The sequence below is a fragment of the Gilliamella sp. wkB108 genome, from assembly GCF_001690195.1.
GTDB lineage: Bacteria > Pseudomonadota > Gammaproteobacteria > Enterobacterales > Orbaceae > Gilliamella > Gilliamella apicola_L.
The window spans coordinates 1-18033 of sequence record NZ_LZGM01000025.1 but is presented as its reverse complement, the minus strand read 5'-3'; the positions used below and the strand labels follow the sequence as shown (position 1 = coordinate 18033).

General features: G+C 31.6%; 19 protein-coding genes. 14 read left to right on the top strand and 5 right to left on the bottom strand.

Going from position 1 to position 18033, the window contains the following annotated elements:
- Positions 1-49: 49 nt before the first annotated feature.
- The 4 genes from A9G11_RS03635 to celB are packed head-to-tail and all read left to right on the top strand — an operon-like array spanning position 50 to position 4283.
- Positions 50-2059: a BglG family transcription antiterminator gene (locus tag A9G11_RS03635; protein WP_065618178.1), complete on the top strand. Its 2010-nt coding sequence runs from the start codon at positions 50-52 to the stop codon at positions 2057-2059.
- Positions 2060-2061: 2 nt separating this feature from the next.
- Complete coding sequence (locus tag A9G11_RS03630; protein ID WP_065618177.1) at positions 2062-2412, top strand: PTS cellobiose transporter subunit IIA; 351 nt, start codon at positions 2062-2064, stop codon at positions 2410-2412.
- Between the two features lie 3 nt (positions 2413-2415).
- Positions 2416-2913, top strand: coding sequence for a hypothetical protein (locus tag A9G11_RS03625; RefSeq protein ID WP_065618176.1), 498 nt, complete (start codon positions 2416-2418; stop codon positions 2911-2913).
- A 14-nt stretch (positions 2914-2927) separates the two neighbouring features.
- A complete protein-coding gene (gene celB / locus A9G11_RS03620) occupies positions 2928-4283 on the top strand; it encodes a PTS cellobiose transporter subunit IIC (RefSeq protein ID WP_065618175.1) in 1356 nt (451 codons plus the stop codon).
- Positions 4284-4402: 119 nt separating this feature from the next.
- Here the strand turns inward: celB and rplI are convergent, their stop codons facing one another.
- From rplI to rpsF, 4 genes are read right to left on the bottom strand one after another with little or no spacing between them, the layout of a single operon-like run.
- Positions 4403-4852, bottom strand: coding sequence for a 50S ribosomal protein L9 (gene rplI / locus A9G11_RS03615; protein WP_065618174.1), 450 nt, complete (start codon positions 4850-4852; stop codon positions 4403-4405).
- A gap of 22 nt (positions 4853-4874) precedes the next feature.
- A complete protein-coding gene (rpsR, locus tag A9G11_RS03610; RefSeq protein ID WP_065556660.1) occupies positions 4875-5102 on the bottom strand; it encodes a 30S ribosomal protein S18 in 228 nt (75 codons plus the stop codon).
- Between the two features lie 4 nt (positions 5103-5106).
- On the bottom strand, positions 5107-5418 hold the full coding sequence (gene priB / locus A9G11_RS03605) for a primosomal replication protein N (RefSeq protein ID WP_065618173.1): 312 nt from the start codon (positions 5416-5418) through the stop codon (positions 5107-5109).
- Complete coding sequence (gene rpsF / locus A9G11_RS03600) at positions 5402-5785, bottom strand: 30S ribosomal protein S6 (RefSeq protein ID WP_065564693.1); 384 nt, start codon at positions 5783-5785, stop codon at positions 5402-5404. The genes priB and rpsF overlap by 17 nt, the downstream gene beginning before the upstream one ends.
- Positions 5786-6101: 316 nt before the next feature.
- Between rpsF and hinT the strand changes: the two genes are divergently transcribed.
- The 10 genes from hinT to A9G11_RS03550 all read left to right on the top strand — a co-directional run bounded on the left by hinT (position 6102) and on the right by A9G11_RS03550 (position 15911).
- Positions 6102-6449, top strand: a complete 348-nt coding sequence (hinT, locus tag A9G11_RS03595; RefSeq protein WP_065618172.1) for a purine nucleoside phosphoramidase — start codon at positions 6102-6104, stop codon at positions 6447-6449.
- Positions 6450-6456: 7 nt separating this feature from the next.
- Entirely contained in the window at positions 6457-7083 is a 627-nt protein-coding gene (locus A9G11_RS03590; RefSeq protein WP_065618171.1) for a hypothetical protein, read from the top strand.
- A complete protein-coding gene (gene nagZ, locus A9G11_RS03585; protein WP_065618170.1) occupies positions 7083-8126 on the top strand; it encodes a beta-N-acetylhexosaminidase in 1044 nt (347 codons plus the stop codon). Before A9G11_RS03590 ends, nagZ begins: the two co-directional genes overlap by 1 nt.
- Positions 8107-9348, top strand: coding sequence for a sigma 54-interacting transcriptional regulator (locus A9G11_RS03580; RefSeq protein WP_065618169.1), 1242 nt, complete (start codon positions 8107-8109; stop codon positions 9346-9348). Before nagZ ends, A9G11_RS03580 begins: the two co-directional genes overlap by 20 nt.
- Before the next feature lie 379 nt (positions 9349-9727).
- Positions 9728-10507, top strand: coding sequence for a glucose-1-phosphate cytidylyltransferase (gene rfbF, locus A9G11_RS03575; protein WP_065618168.1), 780 nt, complete (start codon positions 9728-9730; stop codon positions 10505-10507).
- A complete protein-coding gene (locus A9G11_RS03570) occupies positions 10508-11413 on the top strand; it encodes an NAD-dependent epimerase/dehydratase family protein (RefSeq protein ID WP_065618167.1) in 906 nt (301 codons plus the stop codon).
- Positions 11403-12482 (top strand): CDP-glucose 4,6-dehydratase, encoded by a 1080-nt coding sequence (gene rfbG / locus A9G11_RS03565; protein WP_065618166.1) that lies wholly within the window; start codon positions 11403-11405, stop codon positions 12480-12482. The genes A9G11_RS03570 and rfbG overlap by 11 nt, the downstream gene beginning before the upstream one ends.
- Complete coding sequence (locus A9G11_RS03560; RefSeq protein ID WP_065618165.1) at positions 12479-13741, top strand: protoporphyrinogen/coproporphyrinogen oxidase; 1263 nt, start codon at positions 12479-12481, stop codon at positions 13739-13741. Before rfbG ends, A9G11_RS03560 begins: the two co-directional genes overlap by 4 nt.
- Positions 13738-14610 carry an NAD-dependent epimerase/dehydratase family protein gene (locus tag A9G11_RS03555; protein ID WP_065618164.1) on the top strand — a complete coding sequence of 291 codons (873 nt, stop codon included), beginning with the start codon at positions 13738-13740 and terminating at the stop codon, positions 14608-14610. The genes A9G11_RS03560 and A9G11_RS03555 overlap by 4 nt, the downstream gene beginning before the upstream one ends.
- Before the next feature lie 56 nt (positions 14611-14666).
- On the top strand, positions 14667-15911 hold the full coding sequence (locus A9G11_RS03550; protein ID WP_065618163.1) for a glycosyltransferase family 2 protein: 1245 nt from the start codon (positions 14667-14669) through the stop codon (positions 15909-15911).
- 643 nt (positions 15912-16554) lie between these two features.
- Here the strand turns inward: A9G11_RS03550 and A9G11_RS03545 are convergent.
- Positions 16555-17636, bottom strand: a protein-coding gene (locus A9G11_RS03545; RefSeq protein ID WP_442902963.1) for an IS3 family transposase whose coding sequence is annotated in 2 segments (ribosomal slippage) — positions 16555-17393 and positions 17393-17636 — 1083 coding nt in all. Because the reading frame shifts where the segments join, the coding sequence is not laid out codon by codon here.
- Positions 17637-18033 lie beyond the last annotated feature (397 nt).

Here is an 18033-nt window from a genome sequence, read left to right as displayed (position 1 = left end):
ACAGAAGAATATTAAAAATATCTATTTAATCGTTACAGGTATGGATAAAATGATAAAAAATAAACAACGCGAGCTAATTAGTTTACTTGTTCGTTCTAAAAATTCATTTAGAAGCAGTATTGAGCTTGCTACAGAATTATCACTATCCGATCGCACAGTTCGAACCTATCTCAAAGATTTAAAAGAAGTTATTGAAAATAATGGTGGGGTTCTTGTTAGTAAACAAGGTTATGGCTATCAACTACAAATCAAAGATAGAACCGCTTTTGACTTGTTCTTAATTGAACATCATTTTTTAGATAGAAATGAAGATCAGTCACAATATAGGGGCGTCAGTGAAAGAAAGCACTATCTACTCAATCTACTATTATTAGAAAGTCAAGCAATTGATATTGAAGAACTATCCGAACGGCTATTTATTAGTTCTTCGCAATTGAATAAAGATATTAATGAAATAAAAAACCAGTTATTACCTTATGAATTAACACTAAAAAGAAATAAATCACTATTCTGGGTTGAAGGCGAAGAAAGAGCCAAACGACATTTCATTATGAGTTATTTTTTTCATGAGGAATCAATAAATTTTTTACAAAGATTAACTTATTTTAATAAATTCTGCCAAGCAATCAGTTTTGATACTTTAACTATTATCATTCTGGATGAATGTCGGGAAGCGCATATCAAGTTATCGGATGTGATGATTCAAAACATTGTATTACATTTGTCATTAAGTATTAAACGTTTACAATCCGGACTTTCCGTGCAAAATCTTGATCTGCCAGAATCAGCTAAAATGACGTTGGAATATCAAGTTGCTAAAAAGATAATTGATCGAGTAGAGACGGTCATTGGTTTTCATTTCCCAAAAGAAGAACAAATGTATTTAACTTTACATTTGATGAGTAAATCAAATTTTAATCAATATGAATCTGATACAGAACTCAGTTTATCATTAACTAATTTATTGATTAAAATTCAACAAGAAACAGGCTATCTCTTTTTAAAAGATGAGCAACTTAAAAATGGTCTTATTCAACATTTAAAACCAATGTTAGTACGTTTAGAACAAAATATTAAATTAGAAAATCCATTATTAGACGAAATTAAAAGTCATTATGATGAACTGTTTGCATTAGTTAAACACTATTTCAAGCAATTACCACAGTTGAATAAATTTACGATTAATGATGGCGAATGGGGTTATTTGGTTTTACATTTTTTGGCATCGATGGAAAAGCTAAAAAATGAGCAAAAAGCAAAGGTTTTAATTATTTGTGCAACTGGAATGGGTAGCGCTCAGTTATTAAAAAATCGGGTTGAACGCGAATTTGATGAAAGGATCAAAATTGTTGCTACTCGAGGTTATTATGAAACTAATCCGGATATGTTAAATGATATTGATTTTATTATTTCTTCTGTTGATCTTTCTTCAAGAGTTTTTAAAGTCCCTGTGTTTCAAGTTTCAGTATTTTTGACTGAAAATGATGTACAAAAAATCCGCCGATATCTTTCATCACATAATTTACTTATTTCTGCACGCAAAGATCCGCTCTCAACATTAATAACATCAAACCCAAAGGATCAATCCATTCATCTTGATCATATTATTGATGATTTAACTGCTGATTACTTTTTTATTTGTCAGCAGCCGCAAAGCAAAGAACAGATTTTAAATCATTTACTTGATCGTTTAGCAATAAATGAAGCAAAAGATTATAAACAACAAATGATACAGCAAATGGAAAATCGAATGGCATTAGGTGAAATTTTTTTTAGTTCTACCATTGTGGTTCCACATCCAGCTATTCCAGTTGGCAAATTATCTAAAATTGGTATTGCCATTATCCCGAAAAGTTTATTTTGGGATGAGAAATATCCACAAGTTCACTTTATATTTATGATTTCTCCATCTATATATCAAAATCCGAATTTATCTATGATGACTAAAGCAATTGTTTCTTTGATTGATGATTTCGATACTCAAGCAAAAATATTGAACAGTCAGACCTTCGCTGAATTCAAACAATACTTTATAAAACTTATTGAGAAAGGAGCATAGCAATGAATGAAAAATTGACCACAGAGGATATTCAATTGATTGCTTTTAATATTATCTTACATAGCGGTAACGCTAAAACACAAATTCATAATGCATTTAATGCGATGAGAAGATCTGATTTTGTTGTAGCTAATCAGTTACTAGAAGAGGCTAATGAGGAAATATTACAAGCGCATAAATCACAAACAGAATTGCTCCAAAACTATGCTAATGGTACAAAAATTGAAATGGAAATCATTATGGTGCATGCACAAGATCATTTAATGACTACGATGACTTTACGTGAAATTGCCATTGAAATGTCATTTTTGTATGAAAAAAATCATGAACTATCAATAAAGTTAAGAGGGTGATAAATGAGTACAGTGATGACAAAAGATCTGAAAAGACATCAAAAAATGAGTTTAACCAATCTCTATTTTAATCGGTTTTTAGCGATTCGTTATACCACAGCATTTTTTTTATTTTTGAATCTTTATTGGGCTATTTTTTTAATCGGTTCGACATCAAGCGCGACTATTTTACCTATTTTTCTTTTTATTCTAGGGTTACTGACAGCTTTTGAACAGATTAAACTTTACCGCAATCATTCAAACAGATTACCGTATGCTAATTTTTTTTATCGTACATTACTGATTACTTGTATTGGATTAATTATCACGCTCTATACACCTTTATATCCTCTTTTTTATCCATTTTTAAAAAATACTCAATATGTTTTAAATGTATTAACTACATTCCTTATAGGAAACCTATTTATTATTTTTTTAGTGTTATTCAAGCTAAATAAAATTAAGTGTAATGAGGATAAGCATTTTAAGAGAATCCAAGCTTACGAAAAGATTATTAATTAAATGAGGGAAACAAAATGAATGCGGGATTTGTTATTTTACAGAAATATCTAATGACACCCATGGCTAAAATATCGCAATTTAAGATTGTTCGAGCGGTAATGGCAGCAGGGATGGCATCAGTACCTTTTTCAATCGTTGGTTCCATGTTTCTAGTTTTTAATACGTTACCGATGACATTTACTGGTTTGGAAGGATTATTTGAGCAAACCGTATTTAAAATAAGTGATCTCTATATGATTGCCAATACCGCCACAATCGGTATATTAGCACTTTATTTTAATTTGGTTGTCGGATATGAATTAACCAGGATTGAAGCAGAAGAAACTGGATTGAAAGTAAATGCCCTTAATGGCGCTATGTTATCTGCATTTGCTTTTTTTATGACACTTCCAGAACTTGTTTTACAAAATGGTATTGTAACTTTACTTAATGATCAAAGTGAACTGGTATTTAATGGTTTGCGATTGAAACCATTTATTTTTCGGCTGGGCACTTCTGGAATATTTATTGCTATTGTTATGGCAATTTTGGCCACAAAGCTCTATTTTTTATGTGTAAGAAGAAACTGGGTAGTAAAAATGCCTGAAACCGTACCTTTAGGGGTTTCTCGTTCTTTTACTGCATTAATTCCAACATTTGTTATCGCTTTTAGTGTCATTATTCTAAATGGTATTTTAATTTATTTAGGCACTGATATTTTTAATGTTATATCTATACCGTTTACATTTGTAACCAATCTGACTAAAAGCTGGCTTGGAGTCATGGTCATTCTATTTTTGATCCATGCATTATGGGTTGTCGGAATTCATGGAGCAAGTATTATTGGTGCTTTTATCACCCCAATTATGTTAACTAATATGGCGGAAAATACTGCTGGCGCACATATTCCTTTTGCTGGTGAATTTAATAATTCTTTAGTTATTTTAGGTGGATCTGGATCAACACTACTAATGACCTTTTTTATTGCTTTCTGTGCTAAATCCAGCCAATTAAAAATATTAGGTAGAGCTTCGGCTGTTCCTGCTATATTTAATATTAATGAACCAATTATCTTCGGTATGCCGATTGTCTATAACCCTTATTTAGCACTTCCTTTCTTTTTAGCACCTATGGCATGTGGTACATTGGGCTATTTTGCTATTAATTATGGTCTTATTAATCCGATAATTGCTTTAATTCCATGGCCATCACCAATGGGAATAGGGGCATTTATTGGTACTGGTGGAGATTATAAAGCGGCAATCATTGCTATACTCTCAGCAATTTTAGCTCTCTTTATTTATTTACCTTTTGTTAAATTCTATGACAATAAACTTTATAAGGATGAACAAGGAAAAGCAGATAATCAAGTTGAAAATGAGAGTGAGTAATATTTAATTTATAATAGCTCTTATTTTGATAAATTGAATCGATAGTTTTACAATAATATCCACCACTAAATAAAAAACCCGTACAAGTTGACGGGTTTTTTATCATTATTGTATGCTTATTATTCAGGAATAATTTCAACAATAACTTTGGCAAAAGCTTCACTATGAACCTGTAAGAATACTTCATGTTCACCAGTAGTACGTAATACACCGTTTGGTAAACGAACTTCGCTTTTTGATACCTGAACACCGCGAGCTTTAACTGCATCAGCGATATCACGAGTACCAATAGAACCAAACAATCTACCTTCGTCACCAGCTTTAGATGCAATGGTTACTTTACCAAGAGCATTAATTTCAGCAACACGCTCTTCAGCGGCTTTTAATGTCTCAGCAAGTTTTGCTTCTAATTCAGCACGACGAGCTTCAAAGAATTCAATATTCTTTTTAGTAGCAGGTACTGCTTTACCTTGTGGGATCAAAAAGTTACGCGCGTAACCCGCTTTAACATTAACTTGATCACCTAAGCTGCCTAAATTAGCAACTTTATCGAGTAGAATAATTTGCATTATATGTTCCCTCTGTTGCTAATTACTGATGGTTGTCAGTATATGGTAATAATGCCAAGTAACGAGCGCGTTTGATTGCGCGAGCTAGTTGACGTTGATATTTTGCACAAGTACCAGTAATACGGCTTGGTACAATTTTACCACTTTCTGTGATATAACTTTTTAATAAAGAAACATCTTTATAATCAATTTCTTTAACGCCTTCTGCAGTAAAACGGCAGAATTTGCGACGACGGAAATAACGTGCCATTTGGCTATTCTCCTAATAGTTTAATTTGGTCAGCATGCAAAACAAGTTGGCTTGTTTGATTACGTTTAGTATGTGTGCTTATAAAACCACTTACTAAAACTTTGCTACCTTTTTTTATACTGTAACTTAACTCTTTTTGTCCACTGACAATCACCGGCAATACGCACCATGCTTGTCTTTTGAGTTCTGCTTCAATTTGTTCAGAAACATGTTCTAAATAAAATTGACAATGTGAGATCCCATTAGGACTAATTTTTCGTATCGGGGTTTTAGTAACTAAGCCCGATAGCACTAAACGATTATTCGTCAGAATCATCGTCCAAGTTTACTTCGTTAAAATCTTCTTCAGGATTACGACGTTCATCCTTCGCTTTTAACATAGGTGAAGTTTCAGTTACAGCATGTTTAGTGCGCATAATTAAACTGCGAATCACTGCATCATTAAAACGGAAGTTATCTTCAAGTTCATTTACAGCTTCTTGAGTTGCTTCAACGTTCATTAACACATAGTGTGCTTTATGCAGTTTTTCGATAGGATAGGCTAATTGACGACGACCCCAATCTTCTAAACGATGGATTTTACCACCATCAGTGGTTAATGTACCAGTATAACGTTCAATCATACCAGGTACTTGTTCACTCTGGTCTGGGTGAACCATAAATACTATTTCGTAATGACGCATTATCGCTCCCTACGGATTAATCAGCTTTCTGTCGGGGCAACCGCAACCCATTGAAAGCAAGGAACATGAAAAATAAGCGGTTGAAATCGACGGGGCATTATATATCAACCCTGAATAATTGACAAATGAATATATTAACTTTGCCGGATATTAATTAACTAAGTGATTTTTATACTAAAACATATAGTTAACCTGAAACTTTTTTACATAATTTAAGGTTACATGTAAAATGTAACGATATCTATACATTTTTATTATTAAAATATGATATCCTTAAGCGAAATAATTTTTATTCATATATAAAAAGGGGAATTCAATGGCAGAGGAAACTATCTTTAGCAAAATTATTCGACGCGAAATCCCATCTGATATTGTTTTTCAAGATGAAAAAGTTACAGCATTTCGTGATATCTCACCACAAGCACCAACACATATTTTAATTATTCCTAATAAATTAATTCCTACTATTAATGAAGTTACTGAGCAAGATGAATCAATGTTAGGGCATATGATTACTGTCGCTGCTAAAATAGCTAAACAAGAAGGTATTGATGAAAGTGGTTACCGTTTAGTAATGAATTGTAATAAAGATGCAGGTCAAGAGGTCTTCCATCTTCATATGCATCTATTAGGTGGTAGAAATTTAGGTCGATTAGTGGGTTAATTAATATATGAAACAGATAAAACGCTTATTAGCTACCAGTGCCATGATTTGTTTATTAGCTGGATGTCAGCTTTTACCTGATAATGATAATTCAGAAACAAATCCACCTATTGATGTAGTGCAACCACCGGAAGGCGTGATAGAAACACCACCAGTAATAGCTAAAAAAACTGAGTGGGATACAATTTTATCACCATTTGTAAATAAATTATTGCACTCATCATCAGCGAATGATGCAAATAAAGTTATTTTGATCAGTGATATTCAAAATCGAAGCGGAGATTATATAGCGACCAGTCAAATTGATGAAGTGTTACATCTTTTAGTGAGCAAAGAAAATACTTTCTCTGTTGTGGACAGTAAATCTGTAAATCAAGCTAAACAAGCCTTAGGTATCTCCTCTGATGATAAACTCGTATCACGAGGTAAAATGATAGGATTAGCTAAATCAATAAATGCTGGTTATGTGCTTTTTACAACAATTTATAAAATGCCAAGTGAAGATAATGATGCTAATATTTCAATGGAACTGCTTTCAACTCAGTCCGGTGAAATTTTACAAAGAGTTACTTCTAAAGAACTAACGGCACCATCACAGGTAAGTGTTGATACAGCTAAAGAGGCAACTGAATAATGGGACCGTTATTGGTTGATATCAGCGGAACGACTTTAACTTCTGATGATAAACAGCTTTTACAAAATCCTTTAGTAGCTGGTGTGATTTTGTTCAGTCGTAATTTTGAAAATCAAGCTCAATTAAGTGAGTTAGTTAAAGAAATTCGATCATCATCCCGTGAGCGATTACTGATTTCAGTAGATCATGAAGGAGGGCGAGTTCAACGGTTTAAACAGGGTTTTACACCTATTCCTCCAGCACAATCATATGCTGCACTCAATGACCTAGAGCTAGCTAAATCATTAGCGTTTGATGCCGGTTGGTTATTGGCTATGGAACTGATTGCTTTTGATATTGACTTAAGCTATGCGCCAGTTTTAGATTTAGGTCATGAATGTTTAGCAATTGGTACTCGTTCGTTTCATCATAAATCAGATATAGCTTTACAAGTTGCTTCATCAATGATTGATGGCATGCATACGGCGGGAATGAAAACAACCGGTAAACACTTTCCAGGCCATGGTCATGTCATTGCTGATTCACACAAAGAAACACCAATAGATCACCGAGATAAATCATTAATTGAACAAGATATGCAAATTTTTGCAAAATTAATTACTCAACAAAAACTAGATGCAATAATGCCGGCTCATGTTGTTTATCCTGCTTTTAATGATAAACCTGCAAGCGCTTCTTCATACTGGCTTAAAACGGTGCTTCGTCAACAATTACATTTTGTGGGTGTCATATTTTCCGATGATTTATCAATGGAAGGAGCCTCAATTTTGGGCAATCATGCGCAACGAGCACAAGCAGCGCTAGAGGCAGGTTGTGATCTACTTTTAGCCTGCAATAACAGACAAGGTACATTAGCTATTTTAGAACAACTTGCTATCTTAAATAAAGAACGATCTTTAATATCAGACAAAGCAAAAACTTTACTAAAAAATCGACAAATCACCTATGGTGAATTATTAAATAATCGTGATTGGCAAGAACGTCATAATAATTTAATCAAACTGAACGAAAAGTGGGCAAAATATGCAAGTAGCAATCATTGAACTCGATAATAATAACCTACTGCTTGCTTCTAACAAAATGGCGCGTGAGCTATTTTCGCCTAGTTTGCTAACATTAAATCAACCATTTGACTATCATCAAGTTTTTAACTTAGAAAAAACATTTAATTTTGATAAGCAAGATGAGACAATTATTATCTTAAAATCACAGTGTTTTTTATTACAAAAAGTGACAGATCAAAATAAAAACACATTTATTCTCCAACCGATTGAATACTTAAAAAAACGCTTATCGAAAATAAATGTGGTTGCCAGCCAAGCGTTTGATATTTTCGCAACTAAAAGTAATGCGATGCAAAAATTAATTGCTAAAGCAAAAGCTTTCTCAATGCAACGTGAACCTCTCTTAATTTCAGGTGAAACAGGTACGGGTAAGGATTTACTTGCTAATGCTTGTCATCAATATAGTTCACGGGGAGATCAAATCTTTTTAGGTTTAAATTGTGCAGCTATGCCTGATGAAGTAGTTGAAAGCGAATTATATGGACATGCTGCTGGAGCTTATCCTGGAGTCATAGACGGGAAAAAAGGTTTTTTTGAACAAGCGAATGGCGGTTCAGTTTTACTTGACGGCATTGATGAAATGTCTTTCCAAATGCAGACAAAATTATTACGTTTTATCAATGATGGTTATTTCCGCCGTGTAGGTGATGATAACGAAGTGTATGTTGATGTACGAATTATTTGTGCCACAAAAGTTGATTTAGCTGTATTAGTTGAACAAGGTAAATTTAGAAAAGATCTTTATTACCGACTCAATGTATTATCACTGAATTTACCTCCGCTCAAAGAACGTAAAGATGACATCGCACAGCTTACCAAGATCTTTGTTAACGAATTTGCTGACAAGCAAGGAGAAAATCCACCAACAGTTAATGATGATGTGATTGATTATTTATCTAGTTATTCATGGCCAGGCAATGTACGACAACTCAAAAACATCCTTTATTCGGCACTGGCGCAATTAACATCTACTTTATTAACGATAAAAGATATCGTATTACCTATGCCGACGCCATCGCAATTATCATGGGTTGATAATATTGAAAACAAAACTCTTGATGAGATGACCAAACAATTTGAAAAAGAGATCTTATTGCGCTTATATGACAAATACCCAAGCTCACGAAAACTCGCCAAAAGGCTAGGAGTTTCCCATACAGCCATTGCTAATAAATTACGAGATTATGGGATAGGGCGGTAGGTTTGCTTGATAACATTATAAAAATATTAATAACTGGTGGAGCCGGTTTTATAGATTCAGCTGTTGTTCGTTAGATATTTCGCTAACCATTCAATTTAAAAATTAATTGTTTATTATTGTAATTTTCAGATGTGAAATTATATTTTTGGTACTAACTAAGTATAATTATCAAAATTTAAACGATATTCTTACAAAGTAATAACAAAATATATTTTCAAATGACTTTTTACTTATTATAATTATGCAAAATATATATTGAATGTTAAATTCCATTATGAAAATAGAATACATTTTTATTTTCAATTTATATTGATTCAATATCCCATTGAATTTTGTTTTCCCCAAAAATCTAATTAATATAATACAAAGAGATGAAAATATGAAAGTTGTAATTTTAGCTGGCGGATTAGGTACAAGACTTGGTGAAGAAACGGGAATAAGACCTAAACCAATGGTTGGTATCGGAGGGCATCCTATTCTTTGGCATATAATGAAAATTTATTCTTTTTACGGATTTAATGATTTTGTAATTTTAACGGGTTATAAAAGTGAAGTGATTAAGGATTATTTTGTAAATTATTATTTAAATAATTCTGATGTCACAGTTGATTTATCGACAAATAATGTTGAAGTTCATAATAACACATCTGAACCTTGGAAAGTTACTATGTTATATACTGGTCGCAATACCTTAACGGGGGGACGTATCAAAAAGGCTCAAAAGTTCATTGGAAACGAACCTTTTATGTTAACTTATGGTGATGGTGTGTCTAATGTTAATATTCCTAAGCTTATTGAAAGTCACAAACAATCTGGAAAATTAGCTACTTTGACTGCATATCAACCTGAAGGGCGATTTGGTTCAATTGATATTTCAAACAATGGACAAGTTAATAAATTTCAAGAAAAACCTAAAGAAGGAGGGGCTTGGATTAATGCTGGTTTTTTTGTATTACAGCCAGAAATATTTAATTATATATCTGATGATGATAATGCAATTTGGGAACAGGATCCTTTAAAAAACTTATCAAAAGATGGTGAGCTTAATGCATATAAACATGATGGTTTTTGGCATGCAATGGATATGCTTAAAGATAAAATTGATTTAAATGATATGTGGGCACAGAATAAAGCACCTTGGAAAATTTGGAAAGATTAAATGTCAAAAAAAGTTTTAATAACTGGATATTCTGGATTTATTGGAAAAGCTGTTATTGATGAGCTCATTGATAAAGAATATGAGATAGTAGGTATATATAATAAAAATAAACTACCTGAAAGAACAAGAATAACTCAAGTACAATTGGATTTATTTGATTTTACAAAAGTAAATGATTTTTTTTCTTCAAATAATTTTGAAAATCTGATACATCTTGCTTGGTATTTAGGACCTAAATGCCATTCTGATAATATAAATATGCAATGGGTATATACATCATTATATCTGTTTGATCAATTTTATAAGAATGGTGGTCGAAAAATTTTATGTAATGGTACTGTATCAGAATATAATTTTTCTTATGGTTATTTATCTGAAAATTTAACACCACTAACCAATAAGTCTTTACATGGAAACTGTAAGGCAAATCTATTCAAAATTGTATCTTCTTTTTGTGAAAAGAATCAAATTGATTTTAAATGGGCTAGAGTTTTCAATTTATATGGGCCTAATGAAAAATCTTCTCGTCTTATGCCATATGTTATTAATTCTATGTTAAAAAATGAAGATGTAAAAGTCAGTGATTGTTTAAAAATTCAGGATTATCTTCATGTATTTGATACAGCTAGTGGAATTGTTGATTTGTTTGAAAGTAAAGTTAATGGGGCTGTGAATATTTGTTCTGGCGTTCCAATTAAACTCAGAGATATTGTTGAAAAAATAGCAGAAATGACATCTTTTAAAGGCAATATATTGTGGGGAGCGATTCCAACTAGCTTTGATGATCCTTTTATTGTTGGAAATAATCGAAAATTAGTTGAAGATGTAGGGTGGCAACAAAAAATTAATTTAAATGAAGGTTTAAAATTAACTATTGATTGGTGGAAAAATAAGAATGTTCAATGATGTATATAAAGATAAAATTGTTTTAGTGACAGGTCATACAGGCTTCAAAGGATCTTGGCTATCTATCTGGTTAAATATGATGGGAGCTAAAGTGGTTGGTTACTCACTTGACCCTTATTCGCCAAAAGGAAATTTTAATGCTTGCCATTTACAAGATAAATTATTTGCAGATATTCGTGCTGATGTCCGTGATTATGAAAAATTAAATGATATTTTTTTAAAGTATAAACCTGAAATTGTTTTTCATTTAGCAGCACAAGCTTTAGTTAAAACTGCTTATGAAAATCCAAAAGAAACATATGATACTAACATAATGGGCTCTTTGAATATTTTAGAAGTAAGTAGGCATCATGATTTTGTTAAGCAAATAATTATGATAACTTCAGACAAATGTTATGAAAATATTGAACAAATATGGGGATATAAGGAAACAGATCGAATGGGTGGCTATGATCCTTATTCAGCTTCTAAGGGTTGTGCAGAACTTATGATATCATCTTATCGAAATTCTTATTATAACCCACATGACTTCCATATTCATGGTAAAGCGATTGCAAATGTCAGGGCTGGAAATGTTATTGGTGGTGGTGATTGGTCTGATAATCGTCTGATTCCCGATTGTATTCGTTTTATTGAAGCAAATAAAAATATTGAAATCAGAAATCCTATAGCTACCAGACCATGGGAACATGTGTTAGAACCTTTATCAGGATATTTGAGAGTAGGACAAAAACTTATCGAAGATCCAGTTACATACGCGACAAGTTTCAATTTTGGTCCCGATATTTCTGCAAATAAAACAGTATTAGAAGTAGTTAATAGATTAGTTGCATATTATGGAAAAGGTAAAGTTATTGATGCATCTGATCCTAATGCTGTACATGAAAATACTTTACTAAATTTGGATGTTACAAAAGCTTATGTAATGTTGGGATGGAGAGCTGAATGGGGATTACAAGAAGCATTAGAAAAGACTGTTGATTGGTATAAGAGTGCTCTTAATAATGAAGATATGTATGACCTTTGTGTTAAGCAAATTCTTGAGCACGGAGAAAGCATTATAAAATGAAAGTAACTATTTTAGGAAGTGGTGTTGCAGGTATCTCCGCAGGTTATCATTTAAAACAAAAAGGAATTAATAGTTCAATTTATGAAAAGGATTCTGATTGGGGCGGATTATGCGGTAATTTTACGATAGATGGTTTCCGTTTTGACCGCTTTGTGCATTTATCATTTCCCGATGATAAGCATGTTCTTCAATTATTTACCAATAATACAGGAATGCATGAACATATTCCTTTTCCGAGTAATTATTATAAAAATCATTGGTTGAGACATCCTGCTCAAAATAATCTTGCTCCATTACCTTCTGAGGAAAAAGTTAAAATAATTTGTGACTTTATTAATCGAGAAAAGAAAAATATAACAGAAATTACGAATTATGAGGAATGGTTAAAAGTCCAATATGGCAGTTATTTTGCCGAAAAGTTTCCTTTTGTCTATACACGCAAATATTGGGGAGTAGAAGCCAGAGAATTAGAAACTAAATGGATTGGTGTAAGAATGTACACTCCAGATATAAAACAAGTACTAGAAGGATCTTATGAAACTCAAGATGAATGTTTCTATTTTGCAAAAAAAATGTATTACCCTAAAAAGGGAGGGTTTAGAAGTATTTTGAATAGCTGTAGAAAAGATCTAGATATTAATTTCAATAAAGAAGTAGTCAAAATAGATCCAAATCAGAAAAAATTAATATTTTCTGATGGTCAAATAGAGATATATGATCGACTTATTTCTACTTTACCATTACCGGAAATAATAAAAATGTTACCTAATGTTCCTGATGAGGTAAAAGAGGCAACAAATAATCTAAGACACACTTGTGGTTATCAAATATCATTAGGTTTTAATAGACCTGATGTAGCTAAGTATTTATGGTTTTATATTTATGATGAAGATATATTGTCTGCCAGAGTATATTCTCCCAGTCTAAAGTCTTCTGACAATGTACCAAAAGGTTGTTCTTCACTTCAGGCAGAGGTCTTTTTTGATAATAAAGCAGAGATAATTTCATCAGAGTTAGTTTTAAAAAATACTATAGATAAATTAGTTCAAATTGGTGTTTTTAAAAAACAAGATCTTATTGTGCAAGATATTCGTTTTGAACCTTATGCAAATGTTACTTTTGTACATAGTATTTATCAAGATAGGAGCATAATCTTGAATTACTTGAATGAATTAAATATAAAATCTATTGGTAGATTTGGTAAATGGGAATATGCATGGTCTCATCAGGCTTTTGAAGATGGGAAAAACACCATATGAAAAAAGTACTTTTGACAGGGGGAACAGGATTAATAGGTAAAGAAGCTATTTCTTTTTTAATTAACAGAGGTTTTGAAGTTTATTCTATTAGTCGATATAAATCTAAAATAATAACCGGAATAACCACTATACAGGCTGATATTTTTAATAATACAGAGATTGAGAAAATAATATCAGAAATCAAACCTCAATATTTATTGCATTATGCTTGGTTAAGCACAGGATTGTTTAACGATAATAGTAATTTTGATTTCCTAATTGCCTCAATTAATTTACTTAAATCTTTTGTAAAGAACGGAGGGAAAAGAGTTATTATGTCTGGTTCTTATGCTGAATATGGATATCATTCTGATATTTTGGTAGAAACAATGCAAGCAGAACCAATAAATATATATAGCCAATGTAAAAATTTAACTTATCAAATAGCTGAATTATACTGTAAAAATAATAATATTTCTTTTGGTTGGATGAGGATTTTTTCTGCTTTTGGTAAAGAGCTCGACTCAAGGCGTTTGACCGGATATGTTCTTCAAAAGCTAAATGCCAATGAAAAAGTTGTTATTAAAAATGGTCAATTGATTCGAGATTATATTTATTCAAAAGATATAGCTGCAGGTTCAGTTGCTTTCTTAGAAAGTGATGTTGAAGGTATTGTTAATTTTTGTTCTGGTTCGGGGATGAAGATTAAAGATTTTGTTATGGCAATTGCTAGTTTTTTAAAAAAAGAACAATTAATTGAATTTGAAAATAATGATACTGATAATTTGCAACAGCAAAAAGTGATTGGAAATAACACTCGGTTAATTCGTGAAGTTAAGTTTTCCCCACAATATTCACTTCAGGAAGCGATAAAAGATATGTTATTATAGAAACTATTTTCTATAATAACATATCAAATTGAATCCTAATTTAAAGAGAAAATATAATGAAAAACTGCGATATTAGTAGCAACGTTATTACTATTAAAGAAGAATTTCTTGTTTCAATTTTATTAACTATATATAACGTAGATAAATACTTGGAAGAATGCTTAGACAGTATATTAGCTCAAAGCTATAAGAATTTAGAAGTAGTTTGTGTTGATAATGGTTCCCTTGATAGATGTGGTGAAATTTTGCTGAAATATCAGAAAAAGGATCCACGAATAAAAATTATAACGTTACAAGATAACCGAATGTTATGTGGTGGACGTAATGTTAGTTTAGATAATGCAACGGGTGATTTTATCTGTTTTGTTGATCCTGATGATTGGGTTGAGAAAGATTGGATTAAAAGCATGGTTGCGGCAATAGAACAATTGGATCCAGAAGGAGAAAAATATAATCTAGTCATTAATCATAATGCAATAGACTATATAGTAGAAGAAGAGTCCATAAAAATAATATATAAATATGCAGATAATACTCCCTGTGGTGATTATACTATTCAAGATTATAATAATAGAACTGAAATAGAAACTAATGTTCCTATGTGGGGAAGGCTTTATCGGAAAAAATTCTTAGATCAATTGTCTATTAGATTTATTGAAGGTTTTCAAACTGATAATATTCCTTATACAACTAAACTTTTAGCACACATGAAGCATTTCTATATCATGTCTGATAATAATGCTAATAATAACTACTGGCGTCGTTTATTTATGAAAGATATTTCATTGACAAATGTAGTGTTATTCAAGAATTTTGAAATTCCGGAAGCTTTAGAAAATTTATATGATTATTTAAAGATTAATGGTTTTGAAAATAAAGTTAAAGTAATGTTTTATAATTTTTTTAAACTTTGTTTTTATCGTCATATAGATCAACCAAGGTATTATTTGGCTTTTAAAAAGTTAATGATGAAGATGGAAAATACTATTAAAGATAATCCCGAGATTTATAGTCTAAATGAGATGATACTCTGTAATATATTAATTTATTCCGAAGGTTTCTTTGATTTTTTGGGAAGATATAATTCTGTATTAGGAGAAACACAATCACAACAAACATATGAAAAAAAAGATCCAGTTTTGAAATTATTTGGTTTCATACCTCTTTATAAGAAAAAAGCTGATAAAAATAGCATTTGTTACTATATATTAGGTATTCCTACATGGAAAATTAAAATTAAAAATAATAAATATATTTATATGTATTTATTTAATTTTATAAGAGTTTTAAAAAAATACTAAATTTATTTGTATTAGGTCATACTTAATCTTACAAAGAGCTTCAAAAAGAGATTGTTATTTGCTCTGCTACTAAATGTTAAATTTTAATCAAAACAACAAGAGGTAACACTCATGCTTCATACTAATAATCAAATCATCAAACATAAAGCGGTTCTATCAAATTTGTAAATACCCCCTAAAATAGCACAGCAAACAAATTGCCTTACTATAGCTCTGAGTTGTGCAATTGTAGGCTTAAGTCGCTGTGCTTACTATTATCAACCTAAGTTACAGGATGATTCGATTATTATTTCAATACTTAATACAATTACCGAAAAGCATTTACGTTGGGGTTTTCCTAAATGTTTTAACCGCATTAGAAAGCTTGGTTATAAATGGAATCATAAACGTGTGTATCGGTTTATTGTGAATTAAAACTGAATATCAGGATAAAGCGGAAAAAACATATTCCACCACGAAGTCCGGAAAAGTTATCCGTTGCCGATAAACAAGGTAAATGTTGGTCATTGAATTTTATGAGTGACAGCAGTCGAAATCAACGTAGATTTATGACTTTCAATGTCATTGATGACTTTAACAGAGAGGCATTAGGTATAGATATGGTGTAAATACCCCATTCTTAGTACACAATTGACGTAGAAAATTACTCTGGGTGTTTTAGTGTTTTATATTCAATCGGCGTCATATTATTTAATGCCTCATGGGGTCTTTCGGTATTATAAATGGTTAACCACTCCTCAGTTATTTTCCTTACTTGTTTCAGGTTGTTAAAAACATATAAATCCAATACTTCTGTTCGATAAGTACGATTAAATCGTTCAATATAGCCATTTTGATAAGGACACCCCGGATTGATGTAATCTATAGTTATGCCGTGTGCGTCAGCCCAATTATTGAATACGTTTCCGGTAAATTCTGGTCCATTATCTACTCTTACTTTTAATGGATAACCATAATACTCAGCCAGTTTATCGAGATAACGGGTCACTCTTTTCGCCGGTAAACACACCGCTATATCTATACCTAATGCTTCTCGGTTAAAGTCATCAATAACATTGAAAGTTCTAAATCTATGTTGATTTTGACTGCTGTCACTCATAAAATCCATTGACCAACATTTACCTTGTTTATCGGCAACGGATAACTTTTCCGAACTTCGTGGTGGAATACGTTTTTTCCGCTTTATCCTGATATTCAGTTTTAATTCACAATAAACCCGATATACTCGTTTATGATTCCATTTATAACCAAGCTTTCTGATGTGGTTAAAACATTTAGGAAAACCCCAACGTAAATGTTGGTCGGTAATCGTATTGAGTATTGAAATAATCATCGAATCATCCTGTAACTTAGGTTGATAATAATAAGCACAGCGACTTAAGCCAACAATGGCACAACTCAGGGCTATAGTAAGGCATTTAGTGGTTTGTAATTCCTTTGCCCATGCCTTACGAGCCTCAGTTGGCACTACAGCTTTTTTATGATTTCTTCCTGCAACTGTGATTTTAAACTCAATTCGGCAAACATTTGTTTAAGCTTACGATTTTCTGCTTCTAATTCTTTTAATCGCTTGATATCCGAGGTTTCCATACCGCCGTATTTTTCTCGCCATTTATAAAAAGTTGAGTTACCTATGGCATATTTTCGGCAAAGCTCTTTAACCGGAATGCCGGCTTCAGCTTCTTTTAAAATAGATACAATTTGGTGTTCAGTCATTTTTTTCATATACAAATCCTCTTTTGCTTTTATCATAGAGAATTTTCTACTTGTTTGCTGTACTATTTTAGGGGATATTTACATTTATAATTTCTTTAATAAGTTTATTATCAATTTTATAATTTGATTTTATTTATTGGTTCATTATTTTTATTGTCTAATGTATCCTATATAGGATCTAAGAATAGATTATGTAGTTTTTAAGTTATTTGTTAAGTTAATTTATAATTAATTCATATTAGCTTTTTTAAATAAATATCTCAGGTTGCAATATTTTATTTTAATATTTTATAATAACTTATAAATGAAAGGCTAATTTGAAGGGAAAATGGAAGGGAAAATGGAAGGGAAAATGGAATGAAAAATGGAAGGGAAAATGGAAGGGAAAATGGAATGAAAAATGGAA

What these genes read in the sequence shown, in the direction of transcription:
- A9G11_RS03635 (WP_065618178.1), top strand. Translation starts at nt 50, where the DNA reads ATGATAAAAAATAAACAACGCGAGCTAATTAGTTTACTTGTTCGTTCT.
- A9G11_RS03630 (WP_065618177.1), top strand. Translation starts at nt 2,062, where the DNA reads ATGAATGAAAAATTGACCACAGAGGATATTCAATTGATTGCTTTTAAT.
- A9G11_RS03625 (WP_065618176.1), top strand. Translation starts at nt 2,416, where the DNA reads ATGAGTACAGTGATGACAAAAGATCTGAAAAGACATCAAAAAATGAGT.
- celB (WP_065618175.1), top strand. Translation starts at nt 2,928, where the DNA reads ATGAATGCGGGATTTGTTATTTTACAGAAATATCTAATGACACCCATG.
- rplI (WP_065618174.1), bottom strand. Translation starts at nt 4,852, where the DNA reads ATGCAAATTATTCTACTCGATAAAGTTGCTAATTTAGGCAGCTTAGGT.
- rpsR (WP_065556660.1), bottom strand. Translation starts at nt 5,102, where the DNA reads ATGGCACGTTATTTCCGTCGTCGCAAATTCTGCCGTTTTACTGCAGAA.
- priB (WP_065618173.1), bottom strand. Translation starts at nt 5,418, where the DNA reads ATGATTCTGACGAATAATCGTTTAGTGCTATCGGGCTTAGTTACTAAA.
- rpsF (WP_065564693.1), bottom strand. Translation starts at nt 5,785, where the DNA reads ATGCGTCATTACGAAATAGTATTTATGGTTCACCCAGACCAGAGTGAA.
- hinT (WP_065618172.1), top strand. Translation starts at nt 6,102, where the DNA reads ATGGCAGAGGAAACTATCTTTAGCAAAATTATTCGACGCGAAATCCCA.
- A9G11_RS03590 (WP_065618171.1), top strand. Translation starts at nt 6,457, where the DNA reads ATGAAACAGATAAAACGCTTATTAGCTACCAGTGCCATGATTTGTTTA.
- nagZ (WP_065618170.1), top strand. Translation starts at nt 7,083, where the DNA reads ATGGGACCGTTATTGGTTGATATCAGCGGAACGACTTTAACTTCTGAT.
- A9G11_RS03580 (WP_065618169.1), top strand. Translation starts at nt 8,107, where the DNA reads ATGCAAGTAGCAATCATTGAACTCGATAATAATAACCTACTGCTTGCT.
- rfbF (WP_065618168.1), top strand. Translation starts at nt 9,728, where the DNA reads ATGAAAGTTGTAATTTTAGCTGGCGGATTAGGTACAAGACTTGGTGAA.
- A9G11_RS03570 (WP_065618167.1), top strand. Translation starts at nt 10,508, where the DNA reads ATGTCAAAAAAAGTTTTAATAACTGGATATTCTGGATTTATTGGAAAA.
- rfbG (WP_065618166.1), top strand. Translation starts at nt 11,403, where the DNA reads ATGTTCAATGATGTATATAAAGATAAAATTGTTTTAGTGACAGGTCAT.
- A9G11_RS03560 (WP_065618165.1), top strand. Translation starts at nt 12,479, where the DNA reads ATGAAAGTAACTATTTTAGGAAGTGGTGTTGCAGGTATCTCCGCAGGT.
- A9G11_RS03555 (WP_065618164.1), top strand. Translation starts at nt 13,738, where the DNA reads ATGAAAAAAGTACTTTTGACAGGGGGAACAGGATTAATAGGTAAAGAA.
- A9G11_RS03550 (WP_065618163.1), top strand. Translation starts at nt 14,667, where the DNA reads ATGAAAAACTGCGATATTAGTAGCAACGTTATTACTATTAAAGAAGAA.